Source organism: Collinsella sp. AF11-11 (assembly GCF_003465485.1).
In the GTDB taxonomy this organism is placed as follows: Bacteria; Actinomycetota; Coriobacteriia; order Coriobacteriales; family Coriobacteriaceae; genus Collinsella.
On record NZ_QSAS01000008.1, the window covers coordinates 1 to 17,593 of the forward strand.

General features: G+C 58.8%; 10 protein-coding genes, 1 tRNA gene and 1 other RNA gene. 10 read left to right on the forward strand and 2 right to left on the reverse strand.

Features of this window, described 5'->3' with window-relative positions; genetic code table 11:
• Positions 1 to 491: 491 nt before the first annotated feature.
• Complete coding sequence (locus tag DWV58_RS06130; protein WP_082421874.1) at positions 492 to 1,043, reverse strand: LemA family protein; 552 nt, start codon at positions 1,041 to 1,043, stop codon at positions 492 to 494.
• A gap of 211 nt (positions 1,044 to 1,254) precedes the next feature.
• Between DWV58_RS06130 and DWV58_RS06135 the strand changes: the two genes are divergently transcribed.
• Positions 1,255 to 1,839: a TetR/AcrR family transcriptional regulator gene (locus tag DWV58_RS06135; RefSeq protein ID WP_158549345.1), complete on the forward strand. Its 585-nt coding sequence runs from the start codon at positions 1,255 to 1,257 to the stop codon at positions 1,837 to 1,839.
• Between the two features lie 3 nt (positions 1,840 to 1,842).
• On the opposite strand, the gene DWV58_RS06140 is transcribed toward DWV58_RS06135, so the two are convergent.
• Positions 1,843 to 1,932 (reverse strand) — tRNA-Ser (locus DWV58_RS06140).
• Positions 1,933 to 1,983: 51 nt separating this feature from the next.
• Between DWV58_RS06140 and tadA the strand changes: the two genes are divergently transcribed.
• The 9 genes from tadA to DWV58_RS06185 all read left to right on the forward strand — a co-directional run bounded on the left by tadA (position 1,984) and on the right by DWV58_RS06185 (position 17,592).
• Positions 1,984 to 3,765 carry a tRNA adenosine(34) deaminase TadA gene (gene tadA / locus DWV58_RS06145; protein ID WP_117776533.1) on the forward strand — a complete coding sequence of 594 codons (1,782 nt, stop codon included), beginning with the start codon at positions 1,984 to 1,986 and terminating at the stop codon, positions 3,763 to 3,765.
• A gap of 442 nt (positions 3,766 to 4,207) precedes the next feature.
• Positions 4,208 to 4,303: signal recognition particle sRNA small type (gene ffs / locus DWV58_RS06150), an RNA gene on the forward strand.
• 479 nt (positions 4,304 to 4,782) lie between these two features.
• Complete coding sequence (locus tag DWV58_RS06155; protein ID WP_117776534.1) at positions 4,783 to 6,645, forward strand: ABC transporter ATP-binding protein; 1,863 nt, start codon at positions 4,783 to 4,785, stop codon at positions 6,643 to 6,645.
• Positions 6,646 to 8,505, forward strand: a complete 1,860-nt coding sequence (locus tag DWV58_RS06160; RefSeq protein ID WP_117776535.1) for an ABC transporter ATP-binding protein — start codon at positions 6,646 to 6,648, stop codon at positions 8,503 to 8,505.
• Between the two features lie 121 nt (positions 8,506 to 8,626).
• Entirely contained in the window at positions 8,627 to 9,178 is a 552-nt protein-coding gene (bilS, locus tag DWV58_RS06165) for a flavodoxin family protein BilS (protein ID WP_117776536.1), read from the forward strand.
• A gap of 846 nt (positions 9,179 to 10,024) precedes the next feature.
• Positions 10,025 to 10,546 carry a signal peptidase I gene (locus tag DWV58_RS06170; protein WP_158571976.1) on the forward strand — a complete coding sequence of 174 codons (522 nt, stop codon included), beginning with the start codon at positions 10,025 to 10,027 and terminating at the stop codon, positions 10,544 to 10,546.
• A gap of 71 nt (positions 10,547 to 10,617) precedes the next feature.
• Positions 10,618 to 11,382: a SipW-dependent-type signal peptide-containing protein gene (locus DWV58_RS06175; RefSeq protein WP_117629829.1), complete on the forward strand. Its 765-nt coding sequence runs from the start codon at positions 10,618 to 10,620 to the stop codon at positions 11,380 to 11,382.
• A gap of 87 nt (positions 11,383 to 11,469) precedes the next feature.
• Positions 11,470 to 12,117: a hypothetical protein gene (locus DWV58_RS06180; protein WP_117629828.1), complete on the forward strand. Its 648-nt coding sequence runs from the start codon at positions 11,470 to 11,472 to the stop codon at positions 12,115 to 12,117.
• A gap of 3 nt (positions 12,118 to 12,120) precedes the next feature.
• Positions 12,121 to 17,592, forward strand: coding sequence for a hypothetical protein (locus DWV58_RS06185; protein ID WP_117776537.1), 5,472 nt, complete (start codon positions 12,121 to 12,123; stop codon positions 17,590 to 17,592).
• Position 17,593: the final 1 nt, after the last annotated feature.

Consider the following 17,593-nt stretch of genomic DNA (forward strand, 5'->3'; position numbering starts at 1 on the left):
TCGCTGCGCACTTCGTGCGGCGAGGGCTTCTTGCGTCCTGCGGAGTGCGCCGGGAGGGAACTTGCTCTCCGCCCTGCGGGCTCGGCGATGTTACAACAGGCAATAATTAATCTGAATAAAGATGGTGCACGGCCTTTTGGCCGCGCTTTAGTTTTGCTTCGCGCCATGTGGGGGTGGTGGCGACGTGCATTTTTGCGAGTATTCTGCAATCGAAGGCCCCCGCATACCGACGTTCGGGCAAAAATCCGTGCTCGTCGATGCTTTTCGCGAATAATAGGCGGGGTTATGGGCCGACAGTGCTTGATTTGCAGGGATATTCGCGGTCTTTGGCATTTTTCGTGGCGCTCGAAGCTGTCGGACATGCTGAATACTCCCAAAAATGCACGGCGCCTTGAGGGGGACCTTCGCGACAAAGGAAACCGCCCCGTCGAAGTATGCATTCGACGGGGCGGTTTATGCATATACCCGATTAAGGATACGCTGCAGATCTGTTAGAACTTGACGGTCGGTGCCTGGCGGGCGGCCTCAGCTGCCTCGAAGCCCTGGCGCTCCTTAAACTGGAAGATGCCGGCAAAGATAACGGCCGGGAACGTCTGGATAGCGTTGTTGTAGCTGAGCACGCAGTCGTTGTAGCTTTGGCGTGCATAGCTAATCTTGTTCTCGGTATCCTCGAGCGATGCCTGGAGCTGCGTAAAGTTGGTGTTCGCCTTAAGGTCGGGGTAGGCCTCGGCGACGGCAAAGAGCTGGCGCAGCGCACCGGTCAGCACGTTGTCGGCTTCCATCTTGGCCTCGGGCGTAGTGGCCTTGACGGCGGTGTTACGCGCGCTGATCACGGCGGAGAGCGTCTCCTGCTCGTGCTTGGCGTAGCCCTTGACGGTCTCGACCAGGTTGGGGATCAGGTCGTTGCGGCGCTGCAGCTGCGTATCGATGTTCTGCCAGGCGTTATCGATGCGGTTACGCTTGGTGACCATGTTGTTGTAGATGCCGGCGATGGCGCAGACAATCACAATGACAACAACGATGCCGATGATGACGGTAATCATGATGTCTCCGTTTCGAATGGCCGCGGCGGCATGCGCCAGCTGCCGTTGGTATAACGCTACTAGTATACCCGCAACGTTTTGCCGTGCCGAACTTTCCGGTAAGCGTTATGTTTTCGGTGGGGTTGGCACTGGGGCAAAGCGCGCGAGGTACAGGTGTAAGATATGCGACAGATTGACGAGTGTTGTCTTTGCCCTGAGGATGGCGATACCAGTGGACCTTCGCATCAAGAAAACCTACCGCGCCCTGTTCGATGCCTTCACCGAACTTCTCGAGGAGCATCGTTTTGAGGACCTGACGGTTGCCATGCTGTGCGACCGCGCCATGATTCGCCGTACGACGTTCTACAAGCACTTTCGCGACAAGAACGATTACTTTGCCTTTTATATCGATGAGCTTATGTCGGGCTTGCCGCAAAAACAGCCCGATGAGGCCGGCGCAGTGTCTGCCGAGGACGTGCGCGCGCTTCGGCACGCGATTTTGGACGATGCCATGGATTTGATTCTGGCGCACGAGCAGCTCATGGATAACATTTTGGCAAGCAGCATGTCGGGCATGCTGACCAACGTTATTTGCGACCGCATTGCCCGCTCCATCCGCGAGCGTGTGATGAACGTGCTTGCCGAGGATGCCCTGGCCCCCGTGTCACTCGAGACGACGTCTGAGTTTGTCGCCGGCGGTATTATTCGACTTTTCACGATATGGTGGGAATCGGGCCACGATCTTGAACGTCGACCTGAGATAGCCGACGTGGTCGATGCACTGTTCGAGCGAACCATGACGCCGGTGCATCACTAAAAGTGGCGGAGAGAGGGGGATTCGAACCCCCGGAACGCTCTCGCGCTCAACGGTTTTCAAGACCGCCGCATTCAACCGCTCTGCCATCTCTCCGTGAGTCGTAATGATAGCATCGTTTTGAATTTGCAACAGGGAAGGCGAACGATGACGATCACCGAAATCGACGAGAAGTTCATGCGTGAGGCGCTGGCGGAGGCGCGCGCCGCCGCGGCGGTGGGCGAGGTGCCCATCGGAGCCGTAGTGGTGCGCGCGGGCGAGATTGTCGCGCGGGCGCATAATCGTCGCGAGCTCGATCAGGATCCTTCGGCTCATGCCGAGTTTGCGGCCCTGTGCGCTGCCGCTCGGTCGCTCGGTCGCTGGCGCCTTTCCGATTGCACGGTCTACGTGACGCTCGAGCCCTGCTGCATGTGTGCGGGGCTTATGGTTAACGCGCGCGTGGGGCGCTGCGTGTATGGCGCGAGTGATGCCAAGGCGGGCGCGCTGGGTTCGCTGTATGACCTGAATGCCGATTCGCGCCTGAATCATCGGTTTAACGTGACGGCTGGGGTCCTGGCGGATGAATGCCGCGAGCTGCTGAGTAGCTATTTTGGCGGTCTGCGCGGAGCGGGCGGCACTGATTGCGGTTGTGGGGCCGATCTTGAGGCGCATGCCGCTCACGCCGCAGCGCTTGCAGGTGCCGGTGAGGATGCTGACACGGCGGTTGACTTTGGTCCTGCGTGCCGCCGGCCCCGCCGCGTGCTGCTGGCAATTGACTCCTTTAAGGGCAGCGTTTCGAGCGCGCAGGCGGAGGCAGCGGTTGCCGAGGGCGTGCGCCGCGTTTGGCCCGATGCCGAGCTGAACGCTTTGCCGCTGGCAGATGGTGGCGAGGGAACGCTCGACGCCGTTGCCGCGCGTGGTGGCGAGCTCTCGACCTGCGAGGTGGCAGGTCCCTTTGGTGAACCCGTGTCTGCCCGGATGCTGGTAGATGCCGAGCGCGAGTCCGCGGTCATCGAGATGGCCGAGGCGGCTGGCATTGGGTATTCGCCTTGCACGGAGTCGTCGGCGCTGGCTGCTACAACCTATGGCGTGGGCGAGCTGATGCTCCGTGCGGTTCGTGCCGGGGCAAAGACTATCTATATTGGCTTGGGCGGCAGCGCCACCAACGATGGTGGCGCCGGTATGCTGCAGGCGCTGGGCGCGCGTGTGGTCGATGATCGGGGCTGCGATATCGCCCCCGGTCTTGCCGGCCTTGAGCGGGTGGCGAGCGTTGATTTGGCGCCAGCGCTGCAGGCTTTGGATGGCGCTCGTATCGTTGTGCTTTCGGATGTCGAGAATCCGCTCGTGGGGCGTCGGGGCGCATTAGCGGTGTTTGGCGGGCAGAAAGGCTTGCCGACGGGTGACGCCGAGGCGCTGAGCAGGTGCGACAGCTGGATGGTCGGCTACGGTCGTCTACTCGATACGGCAATTGTCGAGGCTCGGGCCCAGGGGTTGTTGCGCACACCCGAGGGCGCACGGACATTTGGCTCGGTGCTCGGCGTGCCCGGCGCGGGCGCTGCCGGTGGCTTGGGCGCGGCGTTGCTGGCACTCGGTGCGGAGCTACACTCGGGTGTGGAGACGGTGCTCGATCTCGTGGGGTTTGACGAGCGCGTGCGCGATGTCGACCTGGTCATAACGGGCGAGGGCAATATGGACGAGCAATCCGCCGCCGGCAAAGCGCCGGTGGGTGTGGCTCGCCGCGCCAAGCGATATGGCAAGCCGTTGGTCGCCGTCGTGGGCGGTCGCGCTGTCAACCTGGATGCGGTATATGGGCAGGGTATTGACTTGGTTTTGCCGATCTGCCGCAAGCCCATGGACCTGGAGCGGGCACTCGATTCGCAAGAAGCCACAACCAACCTCATCTGCGCCGGTGAAGCAGCCGCCCAAGCCTACGACCTCGGCCGTGTCTAAAACCTATCTCTCTATAAGTTGCGGTGAAATACGGAGTGTTTTTGCCTTTAAGGGGCCAATTCAGTCCGTATTCCACCGCAACTTCGTGAATGGTCATCCGAGGCTGGCCGCCTTGTGCCTTGGGTCGGACCGTCCGCCACAAAATGCGGCCATCTACTACGTTTAACCGGCCGCCCTCGACCATCTCGGAATTTGCAAAAATGAAACCGCAGGTAGAGAGCTTGCCGGTTTTCGAAAAAGCCGGCTATGGTTGACCCCTGCGGCCTAAACGTAGTAGATAGGCCACTTTCGTGGCACAGCGTCAGACCAGTCTTTTTGGAACGGGGTGATTTTGACTACTTGCCGATCCGATTGCCCGAGTAGTCAAAAAAGCCTCGTCCCAAATTAGCTACCTTGCCCCATCGGGCGGGAGCGGGTAAGATATATCGAGCGCCTAGCGCGTTCGATGGGTTCGGATGACGACATGTTCCGAATCTGGTCAGGTCCGGAAGGAAGCAGCCATAAGGAGCCTCTGTCGGGCATCCGAATCCATCGAGCGCACGGGCTTTCTTTTTGCGCGGTTTTACCAAACCGCGCAATGCTCGACGCTGCGCGCCACCCAGAGCGACAATTTGTCATTCAAAAGGCAAGGCATGACCAGAAGGTCTATGCCTTGCCTTTTTCATGCCAACTTGTTCGCTCTGGGTGGCGCTCGCCGGCTTTGCCAAAACATAGGCGGCCACGTGGTCCGGGCGTGATGGAGTGGTGTCTCGCTGGTCCTCGGCTTTGCCTGCGGAATCGCTCGACTACCAAACGCCCTGCCGGCACTCGCGGGTAGCCGACCAAAACCGCCTGAAGGGTCACATTTATCTGATAATTGAATCCCTGGCGTTATGTCGCTTGCTAACTGCGCCAAAACAGTGACGGTTTTTACCACCGCTCAAGACTCTTCTGTAACGAGTTGCTTACGCATCTTCAGGGTTCGCCGTACTATCATGAATCAGATTGAAGAGAGATGATGATAGGGAGCGCCTTTTTATGATTGAGCTGCTCAGGCGTTTTGGTGGCAAGTTTCGCCGGTGTATGGTGATTGGCCCTGCGTGCAAGCTGATCGAAGTGATCTTTGACCTGCTAACGCCGCTGGTGATTGCCCAGATGATCGATAAGGGCATCGGCGCGCACGATGTGAACGCCGTCGTCCACTACGGCATGGTGCTCGCCGCCATGGCCGTGATTGGCATCTCGTTTACGCTCGTCTGCCAAAAGATGGCGGCGCTCACCTCGCAGGGCATGGGTACTGACATTCGCGGCGCGCTCTACCAGCACATCAACAAGCTGAGCTATGCTGAGCTCGATCGCTTTGGCACGCCGTCGCTCATCACGCGCATCACCAACGACGTCAACCAGGTGCAGCTCGCCGTGGCGCTGGGCGTGCGTATGCTCATCCGCTGGCCTTTCCTGGCGGTGGGCTCCATGGTCGCGGCCCTCGCTATCGACCTTAAGCTCGGCATGATTTTTTTGATTTGCACGCCCGCCATCGGCCTGGTGTTTTGGTTTGTCATGGCGCGCTGCATCCCGTACTACAAGCAGCTGCAGGCAAAGCTCGATCGCATCGCACTCATCTGTCGCGAGGGGCTTTCGGGCGCCCGCGTGGTCCGAGCCTTTGTGCGCGAGGATCACGAGCGCGAGCGTTTTGCCCAGGCAGCCGATGACCAGGCGCATACCGCCATCGCGGTGGGCAAGCTCTCGTCGATTCTTAATCCCGTCACGTTTTTGGTGATGAACCTGGGCGTGTGCGCCATCCTGTGGGTGGGCGGCGTCCAGGTCAACGTGGGCGAGCTCACGCAGGGCCAGGTCATGGCGTTCGTCAACTACATGACGCAGACCCTGACCTCCATCGTGTATGTCGCCAACCTGGTCGTGGTCTTTACCAAGGCGAGCGCCAGCGCGTCGCGTCTCAACGAGGTGCTCAATTGCGAGCCGAGCATTACCGACGAGGGCAACCAGCCGGTTGCGCTGCCCGAGCCGAGCGCGATGGGCAACGCTGTTCCGGTTCCCGCGCTGAGCTTCGGCCATGCGAGCTTCTCCTTTGGCGCGGGCGCCGCCAACGCCGTCAACGATGTGACGCTGGAGCTGCCGCTGGGCAAGACGCTCGGCATTATCGGCGGCACGGGCAGCGGCAAGTCCACGCTCGTCTCGCTTATCCCGCGCCTGTACGATGCGGGCACCGGCAGCGTGAGCGTGATGGGCGCCGACGTGCGCACCTGGCCGCTCGATCAGCTGCGCCATGTGGTCGCGACCGTCCCGCAACGCGCGTCGCTGGTGAGCGGCACCATCCGCAGCAACCTGACCTGGCGCGACGAGGCGGCAACCGACGAGGATCTCTGGGCGGCGCTCGACATGGCGCAGGCGAGCGAGTTCGTGCGCAACAAGCCGCAGGGGCTCGATGCCCCGGTCGAGGCGGGCGGTAAGAACTTCAGCGGTGGCCAACGCCAGCGCTTGACCATCGCGCGCGCCCTGGTGGGCTCGCCACAGGTCCTGATCATGGACGACTCCGCCTCGGCGCTCGACTTTAAGACTGATGCGGCGCTTCGCCGTGCCATTCGCGAGCGCAGCATGCGCGGTGCCGCCGAGGGCGGGCTACCGCTCACGACGGTGATTGTGAGCCAGCGCGTCTCGACCGTGCGCGACGCCGATATGATCTGCGTACTCGACCACGGCTCGGTTGCGGGCCTGGGCACGCACGATGAGCTGTACACGACCTGCCAGCTCTATCGCGAGATTTGCCAGTCGCAGCTGCGCCGCGAGGAACTCGAGGGCCAGCAGGGGAGCACGACGCCCGCGTCCATCCCAGGCGCCGCGTGCGCCCTGGCATCCACTTGCGCAAAGGAGGGCTGCTAAATGAATCCGTACACTTCTTCCGGCTCGGTCGCCACGATGACCGCCAACGTGTCTGGCAACGATAGCCTCAACGACCTGGGCGACGGTCCGCGCCAACCCGGCGACCCCGAGCGCTACCCCGTGGGCGCGGTAACTCGCCGCCTGCTGGGCTACGTCCGTCCGCATCGCATTTCGTTTACGGCGTCGTTTGTGAGCGCTGCCATCTCGGTGATCTTACAACTCTATACGCCCATCCTCATCGGCGAGGGCATCGACCTCATCGTTGCCGCCGGGCAGGTGGACTTTGACGCGCTGCTGCCGCTCGTTACCAAGCTTGCGATTGTCGTGGTGGGCGCGGCGGCCTTCCAGTGGCTGCAGGGCTGCTGCGTCAACCGCCTGTCCTACGAGACGGTGCGCGACATGCGGGTGGAGGCAAGCGACAAGCTCAGCCGTATGCCGCTCAGCTTTATCGACAGCCACGCCCACGGCGACCTTATGAGCCGCGTGGTCAACGACGTCGATCAGGTGGGCGACGGTCTGCTGCAGGGCTTCACGCAGCTCTTCACCGGTGTTATTACCATCGTGGGCACGCTCGCGTTTATGCTCTCCATCAACCTGACCATGACGCTCGTGGTGGTGCTCGTCACGCCGCTTTCCATTTTTGCAGCCGGTGCTATTGCCAAGCTCTCCAACAAAAGCTTTACGGCACAGCAGCGTATTCAAGGGCAGCTCGGTGGTCATATCGAGGAGTACGTAGGCGAGCAAAAGCTTGTCGACGCCTTTGCCTATGGTCCCAACGCCCAGCAGCGCTTCGATGCCCTCAACGCTGAGCTCTACACCGCGGGCGAGCGTGCGCAGTTTATGGGTTCGCTCTCCAACCCCGGCACGCGCTTTATCAATAACATCATCTATGCCGTGGTCGCTGTGATCGGCTGCGTGGGCGTGATCACGGGCGTGCCCGCGGCGCTTACGGTGGGCGGCGTGCAGATTTTCCTGTCCTATGCCAACCAGTACACCAAGCCGTTCAACGAGGTCACCAACGTCATTACGCAGATCCAGACCGCGTACGCCTCGGCGCGCCGCATGTTTGCGCTGCTCGATGCGCGCGAGCAGGAGCCCGATGCGACGGATGCCGCGGAGCTTGCCGCCCCGAAGGGCGAGGTCGCCTTTGAACATGTGGACTTTAGCTACGTTCACGACCGCAAGCTGCTGCAGGACATTTGCATCGAGGCCAAGCCCGGCATGCGCTTTGCCCTCGTTGGTCCCACGGGCTGCGGCAAGACGACGCTCATCAATTTGCTGCTGCGCTTTTACGATATCGATGCCGGTCGCATTGCGGTCGATGGCCGGTCTTCGCGTGACTACACGCGCGCAAGCCTGCGCCGCGTCTTTGGCATGGTGCTGCAGGACACCTGGCTGTTCGAGGGCACGGTGGCCGAAAACATTGCCTACGGTTGCCCCGATGCCACGCGCGAGCAGATTGTCGAGGCCGCCAAGCGCGCGCACGCGCACAAGTTTATCGTGCAGCTGCCAGGCGGCTACGATACGGTGATCGGCGAGGACGGCGGCACGTTTAGCCAAGGTCAAAAACAGCTGCTGTGCATCGCGCGCGTCATGCTCACCGATCCGGCGATTCTGCTGCTGGACGAGGCAACGTCGAGCATCGATACGCGTACCGAGCTGCAGGTGCAGGCGGCATTCGACGAGCTCATGGCTGGCCGCACGAGCTTTGTCGTGGCACACCGCCTGTCGACGATTCGCAACGCCGATTGCATCTTGGTAATGCGCGATGGCGAGATTATCGAGCGCGGCACGCACGACGAGCTGCTGGCGGCTGACGGCTTCTATGCCGAGCTTTATCGTAGCCAGTTTGCCCAGTAGGGCCCAGTAGGGGCTGCCGATTAGCGGCAGATGGTTTACATCTGCGTCGTTAGTACTAAGATATGCTTTTAATAAATTGCATTAGTGGCTATAGTTTTGGGGGAAACGAGGCAACGTGACTATGACGTGCGCTTTGGTGGTTAACAGCAAGAGCGGTAATACCAGGATGGTTTCGGGCGCGATCAAGCGCGCTCTGCAGGCTGCGGGCGTTGAGTTTGTCCATGCCGCGGCGTTGAGCGACGATGCGGATGCAGATCAGGTTGCGCTCGAGGCGCAGGGCGCCTGCGCGGCCGACACGGTGCTCGTCGGTTTTTGGTGCGACAAGGGCGCGTGCACGCCTTCGGTCGCGGCGTTGCTCTCTGCCTTGCACGGCAAGCGCGTGTTCCTGTTTGGCACCTGCGGCTTTGGGGCCGACCAGAGCTATTACCAGCAGATTGTCGACCGCGTAACTTCCAATCTGGCCGAGGATGCCGAGCTTGCGGGCTGGGCGATGTGCCAGGGCAAGATGGGCCCCGCGGTCAAGCAGCGCTACGAGGCCATGCTTGAGCAAGATCCCGACAATGCACGCGCTAAGTTGCTGCTCGACAACTGGGTTGCCGCGAAGGACCACCCCACCAAGGAGGACCTGGACAACATGGCCGTAGTCGCAAAGAAGGCCGTGCTGGGAGAGTAGCTTCGCCGTTCGCGGTCCTTCGTGCAAAACAATACAAATGTGAAAGCCTCGAGATTCTCGGGGCTTTTTTCATGACACGAGGGCGCCCCTTTATTGATGGAAGGCCTAATAAGCTGATTGTTCTATGCCCGGATGTGTGCGGAGTGGGATGGGATTTCCGGATGGGTGGGGTTGCGGAAGCTGCGTCCCGGAATTTGCCTTTGGAATGGGATGCGGTTTCCCGGTGAAGGGCTCTGTGGAAACTACATCCCAGCATTCGGTCGAGAAATGGGATGTAGTTTCCGGTTGAGGGTCTTGGCGGAAAGTGCGACCCGGAATTTGTGATCGAAGCGGGATACGGCTTCCCAACGGGGCCACAAGCGGAAGCCGCATCCCACTCCGGACGGGAATTCTGGGACACGGTTTTCAGAGGGTTATGGGCTGCGAACTACATGAGGTTGTCATAAAAACTCTAGTAAAAGGGGTCGGAAATAAATGGCGCTTCCAGCAGTTTGTTTTAATGTGGGGGGGGGTACCATTATTTTAGTTTCGCAAAAAAATGATCCCTCTATGGGGAAGTTGCGTAGGGGGTTAGTCACAGATATTGGATAAAACAGACTAATTTGGTGATAAATGACCACTTACGCCAAAATAGGTAGCATTTAGCGACAAAACATTGAAAAATGTGTAGCACATCGCTATGTTTTTATTACGAAAAGATTCCAAATTGGCTTATTTCGGACTCACTTTTCAAGCGCCTTGCGGTTCCTGTTGAAACTTGCTGACCTTTGGATGGGTCGAATAGGTCCTCAAGGGGGATGAATTATCACTTTGGCTGCGCGTAGACTCAAACGATTTATTGCACTTTTGAGTAGCTTGGCGTTCGCGCTTGTCATAGCCCTTGCCGTTGTTTCTTTTGTGCCTCGCGCATTTGGATACATGCCCTTTGCTGTGCTTTCGGGCTCTATGGAACCCGATCTTCCCGTTGGCTCCATGGTGTTTGTCCGCCAGGTTGAGCCAACGGATATTACCGTGGGCGACAATGCAACCTTTTACCGATCGGACGGCGCCGTGGTGACGCACCAGGTGTACGAGATCGACCCTGCCGCGCAGACGATCGGCACGCAGGGAATCGCAAACAAAAATGCAGATGGAACCATCATGCACGATGCCGAGCAGACGCCTTTTTCACGCGTGATCGGCACTGTCTCTTTTTGTGTCCCTTACCTGGGCTTCGTTAACGCATATTGCACGACGATGCCCGGTTTGCTTGTTGTGGTGGCCGTTCTGGCGCTGCTGGTCGCGGCGTCGATAGTGCTCGATCGGGTGGTTCCCGACGAGCCTGCGGGCAAGCATGCCCGCGCGCATGCGAGGGAGCGGCGTTCATAGCGGCAGGGGAGAGGTGTCGGCAACGGCAAGGGCCGTTGCCGGGGAAGTCGATTTTCGAAAGGAAGAGAACGATGGAAAACAAGAAGAAAAAGCGCTACGGCATCATTGCCGCCCTGCTGCTGTTGGTGATGGCCGCCGGTGTGGGTACCTATGCATGGCTGACGGCGCAGGAGCACATTGACAACGTGTTCACGGTGGGTAGCTTTGGCCACCCGGAAAACAAGCCTGATCCGACCGATCCCGAGAAACCGGACCCCGATAATCCGAACACTGAAAAGGCCTACCTGTTCGAGACCCAGTGGGTTGCCAACTCCAAGATGGTTCCTGGCGCCACTGTGGCCAAGAACCCCAATGTCGGCATCAAGGCTGGCTCTGATGATGCATACGTATTCATTTACGTAAAGAATGCCATCGTCAAGCCTGGCACCAGCCTTGAAAAGACCCCGTACTTTACGCTCAAAAATACGAATTGGAAGCCCGTTGAGGGTCAAGTCAAGACCAACCAATCTGACAACTCTGGCAACCAGTACGTGAGCGGTCTGTTTATGTACTCCAAGAACTCTGCCGCAGAGAACCTGCCTGCAAAGCTCGAAGCCAACAAAGCAGAGCAGGACGTTTATACCGATGAGCTTTTCACTGCCGTGACGATTCCCTCTGCCATGAACAACACCGATGTTGTCGAGACTACTACTGACCCGAAACAGGCTCCCACGATGACGGTCTCTGCCTACATCTTTGGCGCGGGCCAGAATGGCACCGAGCAGGGTGAAAATGCTGACGCGCAGAATGCCCTTAAGCAGGCCAAGGAATGGGCTAAGACTCAGGCTCAGGCTTAATCCCCCCACTGAGATCCCGGCCCGCCCCCACCCCTATATTCGGGCTGGGATCTCGGTCCCCCTTTTTATCGACGATTGGCGAACGTAATGCTCAACAATCTTTCCGACAATCAGAAACGCACCTTGGCGCTTGCCGCGATTGCGCTGTTGGCCCTGGCGTGCATGTGTGGCACGCTGGCTTTTACCGTTGATATGGTTCCGGCGAACAACGTCCTATCGTTTGGCAGCGTGAAGGTACGAGTCTGCGAATACACCCTCAACGAGCGGGGCGAGGAGATTCCGTTTGAGGCCAACGAGCGCGGGGACTATCCCGACACCAAGGCCGGGGGCTCTGACATCAGCCGCATTGTACGCGTGGAGAACGCCGGCGCGCAGCCTGAGTACGTTCGCGCTCGTCTACGCATGACGTCAGTGGCACCCGACGGTTCGAGTGCGGATGCCTCGGGCAGCGTTGCGTTTCATGTGAACGCGGACGAGGGGTCCCCGTGGATCGACGGCGGCGATGGGTGGTACTACTACCGTGGATTGGCCGGGCGTGGCGGCATGCTCGACCCCGGCGCCATGACGGAAAGCCTTATGGACTCGCTGCGATTTGTGGGCGACTACCACGATGCCGCGCGCGGCGGCTCATTCAAGCTCGATATCGATGTTCAGGCCGTGCAGGCCAAAAACCAGCAGACAAGCGATACCGCCCTCGACGTACTTGACGTTGTGGGTTGGCCGGAGGCGAACTAGCCTATGAAGATCAAGAATATGAACCGGGGTATGCTTAGCAGGCTGGTTGCCGTCGCAGCGATTGCCCTTTGCTGCGTTATGGCGCTGCCAACGGTGGTGCATGCCGAGGATGTGCCCGAGGCCAAAATCGAATTCCACATCAAAAACGAGGCTGACTTTTTGTCGTGTGTGGCGCTGTCGCGCGAGCGCGATACGTCCGGCTGGCACGTTTATCTCGATAACGACATTGAGCTCGACAGCGACGACATGAAAACCATCGTTGCAGACACCGTTAAGCATCTGTCGTTTGGCAACAAGGAGCATCCGTTTAAGGGCGTGTTCGATGGTCAAAACCACGCCGTTGAGGGCCTGAACTACGATAAAGACGCTTTTGACCCCGAGCGCGATACGGGATTTTTTGCCGAGACCAACGGCGCCACCATCAAAAACTTCCTGGTCAAGGACGCCAACGTGTGGGCGGACTTCCGCGGTGGCATTATCGTGGGCAAGGCCGTCAAAACGCGTTTCGAAAACGTTATGGTCATGGAGAGCACGCTGCACGTGACCTGCGCCAACAATGCTCTCAACCTCATTACCAACGCAGGCTTTGAGGGCGGTCTCATCGCCGGCGAGCTCGACGGCTGTACCCTCTATAACTGCGAGGTACGTGGTGGCCGCGCCGTTAACAACACGACCTCGGGCGTGCAGGCGCTCGGCGGTGAGGGTCTGTATATGGCGGCGTTTGCCGGCTACGTTACAAATTCGACGATTGAGTACTGCCGCGTTACGCCTACGCGCAAAGATGATGGCTCGATTGGCATGACCGACGTCACCAATAAGTACGACGTGGCCATTGGCGCCCTGGGCGGCAACAACGTGTACGCCTCGGGTTTTGTGGGCTGCATGGCGGGCGAGGCCAAGATTATCGACTGCTTCTCGACGGCGCAGTGCTACAGCTATGCCGCGTCATATGTGGGCGTCGTCGCCGTGACGCGTGCGTGGACGGGTGGCTTGGCGGGTCGTATTCTAACCGAAAAGGGCAACGAGCTCGTTCGAAGCCATTTTGCGGGTGACTTGAGCTCGCGTCAGTACAATCCCATCGCCGTGATCCCCATCATTCAAAACGATGTGAACCTGGGCGGTATTGCCGCGCGTGCCAACAAGGATGATGCCACGGTCACCGAGTGCTACTTTAAGCCGAGCGTGAGCCTAAAAGGCAGCAGCCAGGGTACCGCGGCTAAGAAAAAGATCCCCTCTTTTGGCGGCGACGGTACCACCAAGGGCGACAGCTATGGTCCATGGGACGACGAGCGCTACACCACGCGCGAGCTGTGGGAAGAGCACGACTACGACTTCTGTGCCGGCACCATGCGCTCGACTGCTAACGACGGGACCCTGGATGGCCCGCACCCCAATGAGTGGGCGATGGATTACAAGCTGAATATTCCTGTGCATGGCCAGAGCGTTAAGGCGACGATCGATTTTCCCGGTGCGGGTACCGCGACAATTACGGCAACCAAACTCGGTATTGATCAAGCGACCTCGGATCCGTACGCCTTTGCCGTGAGCGCCGTGCTGGCGGGAACGGCCCAGGGCTTGGCCCAGGGCGATACATCGGTGACGTTTAGGCAGGATACCTCCGCAAAGCCCAAGGGCTTGACCGATGCCAACGGCGGTTATCGCTTCATGGGCTGGTTCCGCGAGTCCGGAGTCAATGTGAACCGTATCGATGCCGATAACGCCTGGTTTAACGGCAAGACCGATGCCGATGCCGTTAAGGCTGGCAAGCAGGTCCAGAAGAACGAAGCGCACGAGATAACGTCGACCTATACCGCCGATAACGCGAAGGGGGCCGAGGCCTTTAAGGGCAACGACCTGTTTATTGCTTCGTACGAGGCGCAGGTACTGTTCTATAACGTCAAGGGCGAGACGCTCGCGTGGCAGAGCGGCGAGGAGCACGACAAGTCGACGGACTGGTACCGCTATGGCGTCGGTTTAACGCCGGCTGCCCCTGCGGACCGCGGCACTCTTTCCGCCAGCGCCACCTTTATCGGTTGGACGACGCAGCCGAGTGGCGAGGCCGGGATGCATGGCGGTTACGCGGCCATCACCTCGCCTAAGCTTGCCGAGCTAAAAAACGCCGGTGCGTTCTATCCTGCCGGCACCGAGATCACTGTGCTTGGTCCTACCGATTTTTATCCGGTGTACACCGACTATGTGTCGAACATCATGACGGTGTTTGAGGGCAATGAGCAGGATGCAACCGACGATCAGACTCGGCGCGACGGTGTGGGCAAAACTGACGTTAAGGTTGAGACTGCCGAGGATGGCACAAGCGCGTATACCGTACGGGTGCTCGACGTATCCGGTAAAGCTATATCCGAGGAGGGCCAGCTGCCCGACGGCTATCGTTTCCTGGGTTGGTATGAAAACAAGGGAACCGAGGATGCCCCGCTCGAGGTGCGCGTAAGCCGCGACCCCAGCTATACGCTCCCCGCCGATGTCGATTTAACCGCGCCGCATACCTACATCGCCCGCTTTGAGTACCGAGTGGATTATTACGTTCGGGCTTATACCAACCATGAGTTTACGGACAGCAAGCTACTTTGTTCCGTTTGGAATCGCTATCAAACGCCCTTTGAGGAAAACGTCGGTAGTACCTTCGTGCGTGAAAACGTCGTCCACTGGGGCCCGGAGCATGTTGACCACGGTATAAAGGATAGTTATGAAACGTGTGGCACGCGCTTCACGAAGGAAACCCTTGTCGTGAGTCCCCTTAACGCGTACTCGCACAACGTTAAAAACGATACGGGAGCCGATACTCTAAAAAACCTCTATGCCGATACCGATTTTCCAGGCGCTGCAACGCTAAGCGATACTTGGACTTCGGCTTCGCTGAACGTAACGGTCAAACCGGTGAATGATCGCTATCGCCTGAATTTCTGGACGCTTGAGCGCGATGGTGAATATTGGACATATGTGAAAAATCCCATCGAGAGCATGGTGCGTACAGATAAGAAGTACTACGTTCGCGCGATGATTACCACGGACGTTAATTTCTACAACAAGGGCGATAATGTCGTGAGGACTGCCACGCGGCGCTATGAGAGTAACTTGCTGCAGACCAAGGTGAACGGGGCGGATCCGACGTTCACGTATTACTACCCGCATGTTAATAAGTCGGTTAAAGTGGCCGAAAAGCCAGAAGATGGTGAGAAGGGATCGTATGAGAGCCCCCTGACCCTCGAAGCTTCCCCGACCGATGCCGACATGGCCGTGCCGGGCTATAAGTTCCTGGGCTGGATTTCGACCGCCGAGGTTCAGAAGGATTCTGACGTCTGGAAGTATATCTACGACGTCGCCGGCGACTCCTATGTGACGAGTGATCCGGATAAGGCAGAGCCGTATCTGGCGACCGACGAGTCCAAGGTCACCCAGTGGCAGGATGCCTATCCCGTCTACGCAAAGTACGACGTCAGCTACACCACCAACCTGCATCGCGCAGGTTTTGAGGGTACGGACAAGGTCAATGTGCCTAGCTACAACATCGCTCCCGTTATCAACGCGGACACCAATCCTGCTACGGCAACGGTGACCCCTGACGTTACGACGCCGGTTTATAAAGCAGGCGGTGAGCTGTATAAGTTGCAGAAGGTTGAGATCGAGCTTCCGAACGGCGAGATCAAGACGCTTCCCTACGATGTGGAGCATGGTACTTGCTCTTATCCGGTGGAACCTGGCGGAGCCTATACATTCGTGGCGTACTATTCGCCGTTGGCGGTTGTGTACCATCTCAATGCCAGGGATGTGGACGGTAAGGTAGCCCAGCAGGGCGATTCTCTCGGCAGCCTTAAGGACGGCATCCCGCTGCCAACGTATAACGTCGGCGATATCGATGCTGCAACAAACGCATACAATGCCTTCGTGGGCTGGACGGAAACTAAGCCGGTAGCTGGCAACGGTTATGTCGTTTGGTCGGACGACGTTTCCATGGTGAATAAAAGCACCGTGGTCAAGGCCCCCATGGAGTTGTATCCGGTCTACCGCGCCAGCGCGGTGCGTGTTCAATCGAATATCGATGCCAATCTGGATGACCCCGGTTCTGTGCGTTATCTTTCGCGGACCGACTCTGGTGATCAAATTTCGCTGGAGGTAAAAGCTGCAACTGAGGTTGTCGGCAAGGATGGCACCAAGTACGACTTTGTCTGCTGGTCGCGTGACTATGAATCCGATAACAAGTACACCCTGATGACCGGTGACGACAAGTATCCCCTCGAGGGCAATGAGCCCTTTAAGAGCGCGATGTACACTGCGGTGTACAAGATTGCGCCGCATAAGGTGCGCTATCACGGTGTCGACGGGTCGGTTCTCTTTACGGCGACGGTCGACTCGGGCGACGAGCGTGCGCAGGACGGCAAGTCCGGCTTCGTCTATACGGTTGATGTTCCCAAAATGGATGAGAACGGCCGCCCCGTCTATGACAACAGCGGGAATCCCATGATGGAGCAAAAGTCCGTGGCATACGACCCGGACGCCCATTCCAAGATCGTCGCGCTGCTCGATGAGCGTGCGGCCGCCAATGGCGATATACGTGAGCTCTTCTTGGAGTGGCGATATGTGGGCGCCGATGGTGATACGAAGCCTTGGGATGTGTTTAAGGACGAGCCAATTAAGGGCGACATGGACCTGTATCCCGTTACATATCGCGTGGTTGCCAAAGATACGTCTGATCCCGCGAAGTCCGAAACCATGACCGCCCAGCTTAAGTGGCTGCTCGATCCCGCCGCCGCCAACACCGTCGATGACAGTGCCGACAAGGCGCCGTTTAAGGTCTGCTTTGCCAAGCCGTTTATGGGAACGCGGCTGACCGTTACGGTAATGCGGGCAAGCTACGGGCCTGGTACAGAGGGTGTTTCTGTGGCGGAAGAGCCCGTAAACGGCAAGTTTGTCTCGCTCTACAGCCTTGGTTCGGGTGACGGCTCGTTCGACCTGGCCAACCGTCTGGAGTCCAAGAAGACGGGCGAGGGCGATCAGGGCCCCGGCAAAGCCGTGTTCAACTTTGCCCAGACTCATGCGCTGACGATCGTTAAAAAGACGACCGATGCCAGCGCTATGGGGCAAACGTTCCGCTTTAAGGTAACGCGAAAGATGTCGCAGGATTCTCCTGCCGAGACGCGCATGGTCGAGGTGAAAGTTAGCGAGCAGCGCGACGAAAACGGTGAAACTTGCTATGTCGGCAGCGTGCAGTTCGCCGCTCCGGCTGGCATCTATACCGTCGAGGAAGATACGGCTTGGGCATGGCGCTACCAGGGTGAGCTGAGCACGCCGGGCAAGGCGCCCGGTAAAACTGCCGAGCTGACGATTTCGTCTGCATCGAGCGCGAACGATGCCACGTTCACCTGCACGAACACGCGTGTGAACGACAAATGGATCGACGGCAGCGATCGTGCCCATAACGTTTGGAGCAACGGCAACGTAGCAAAGAAGGAGGATTAGC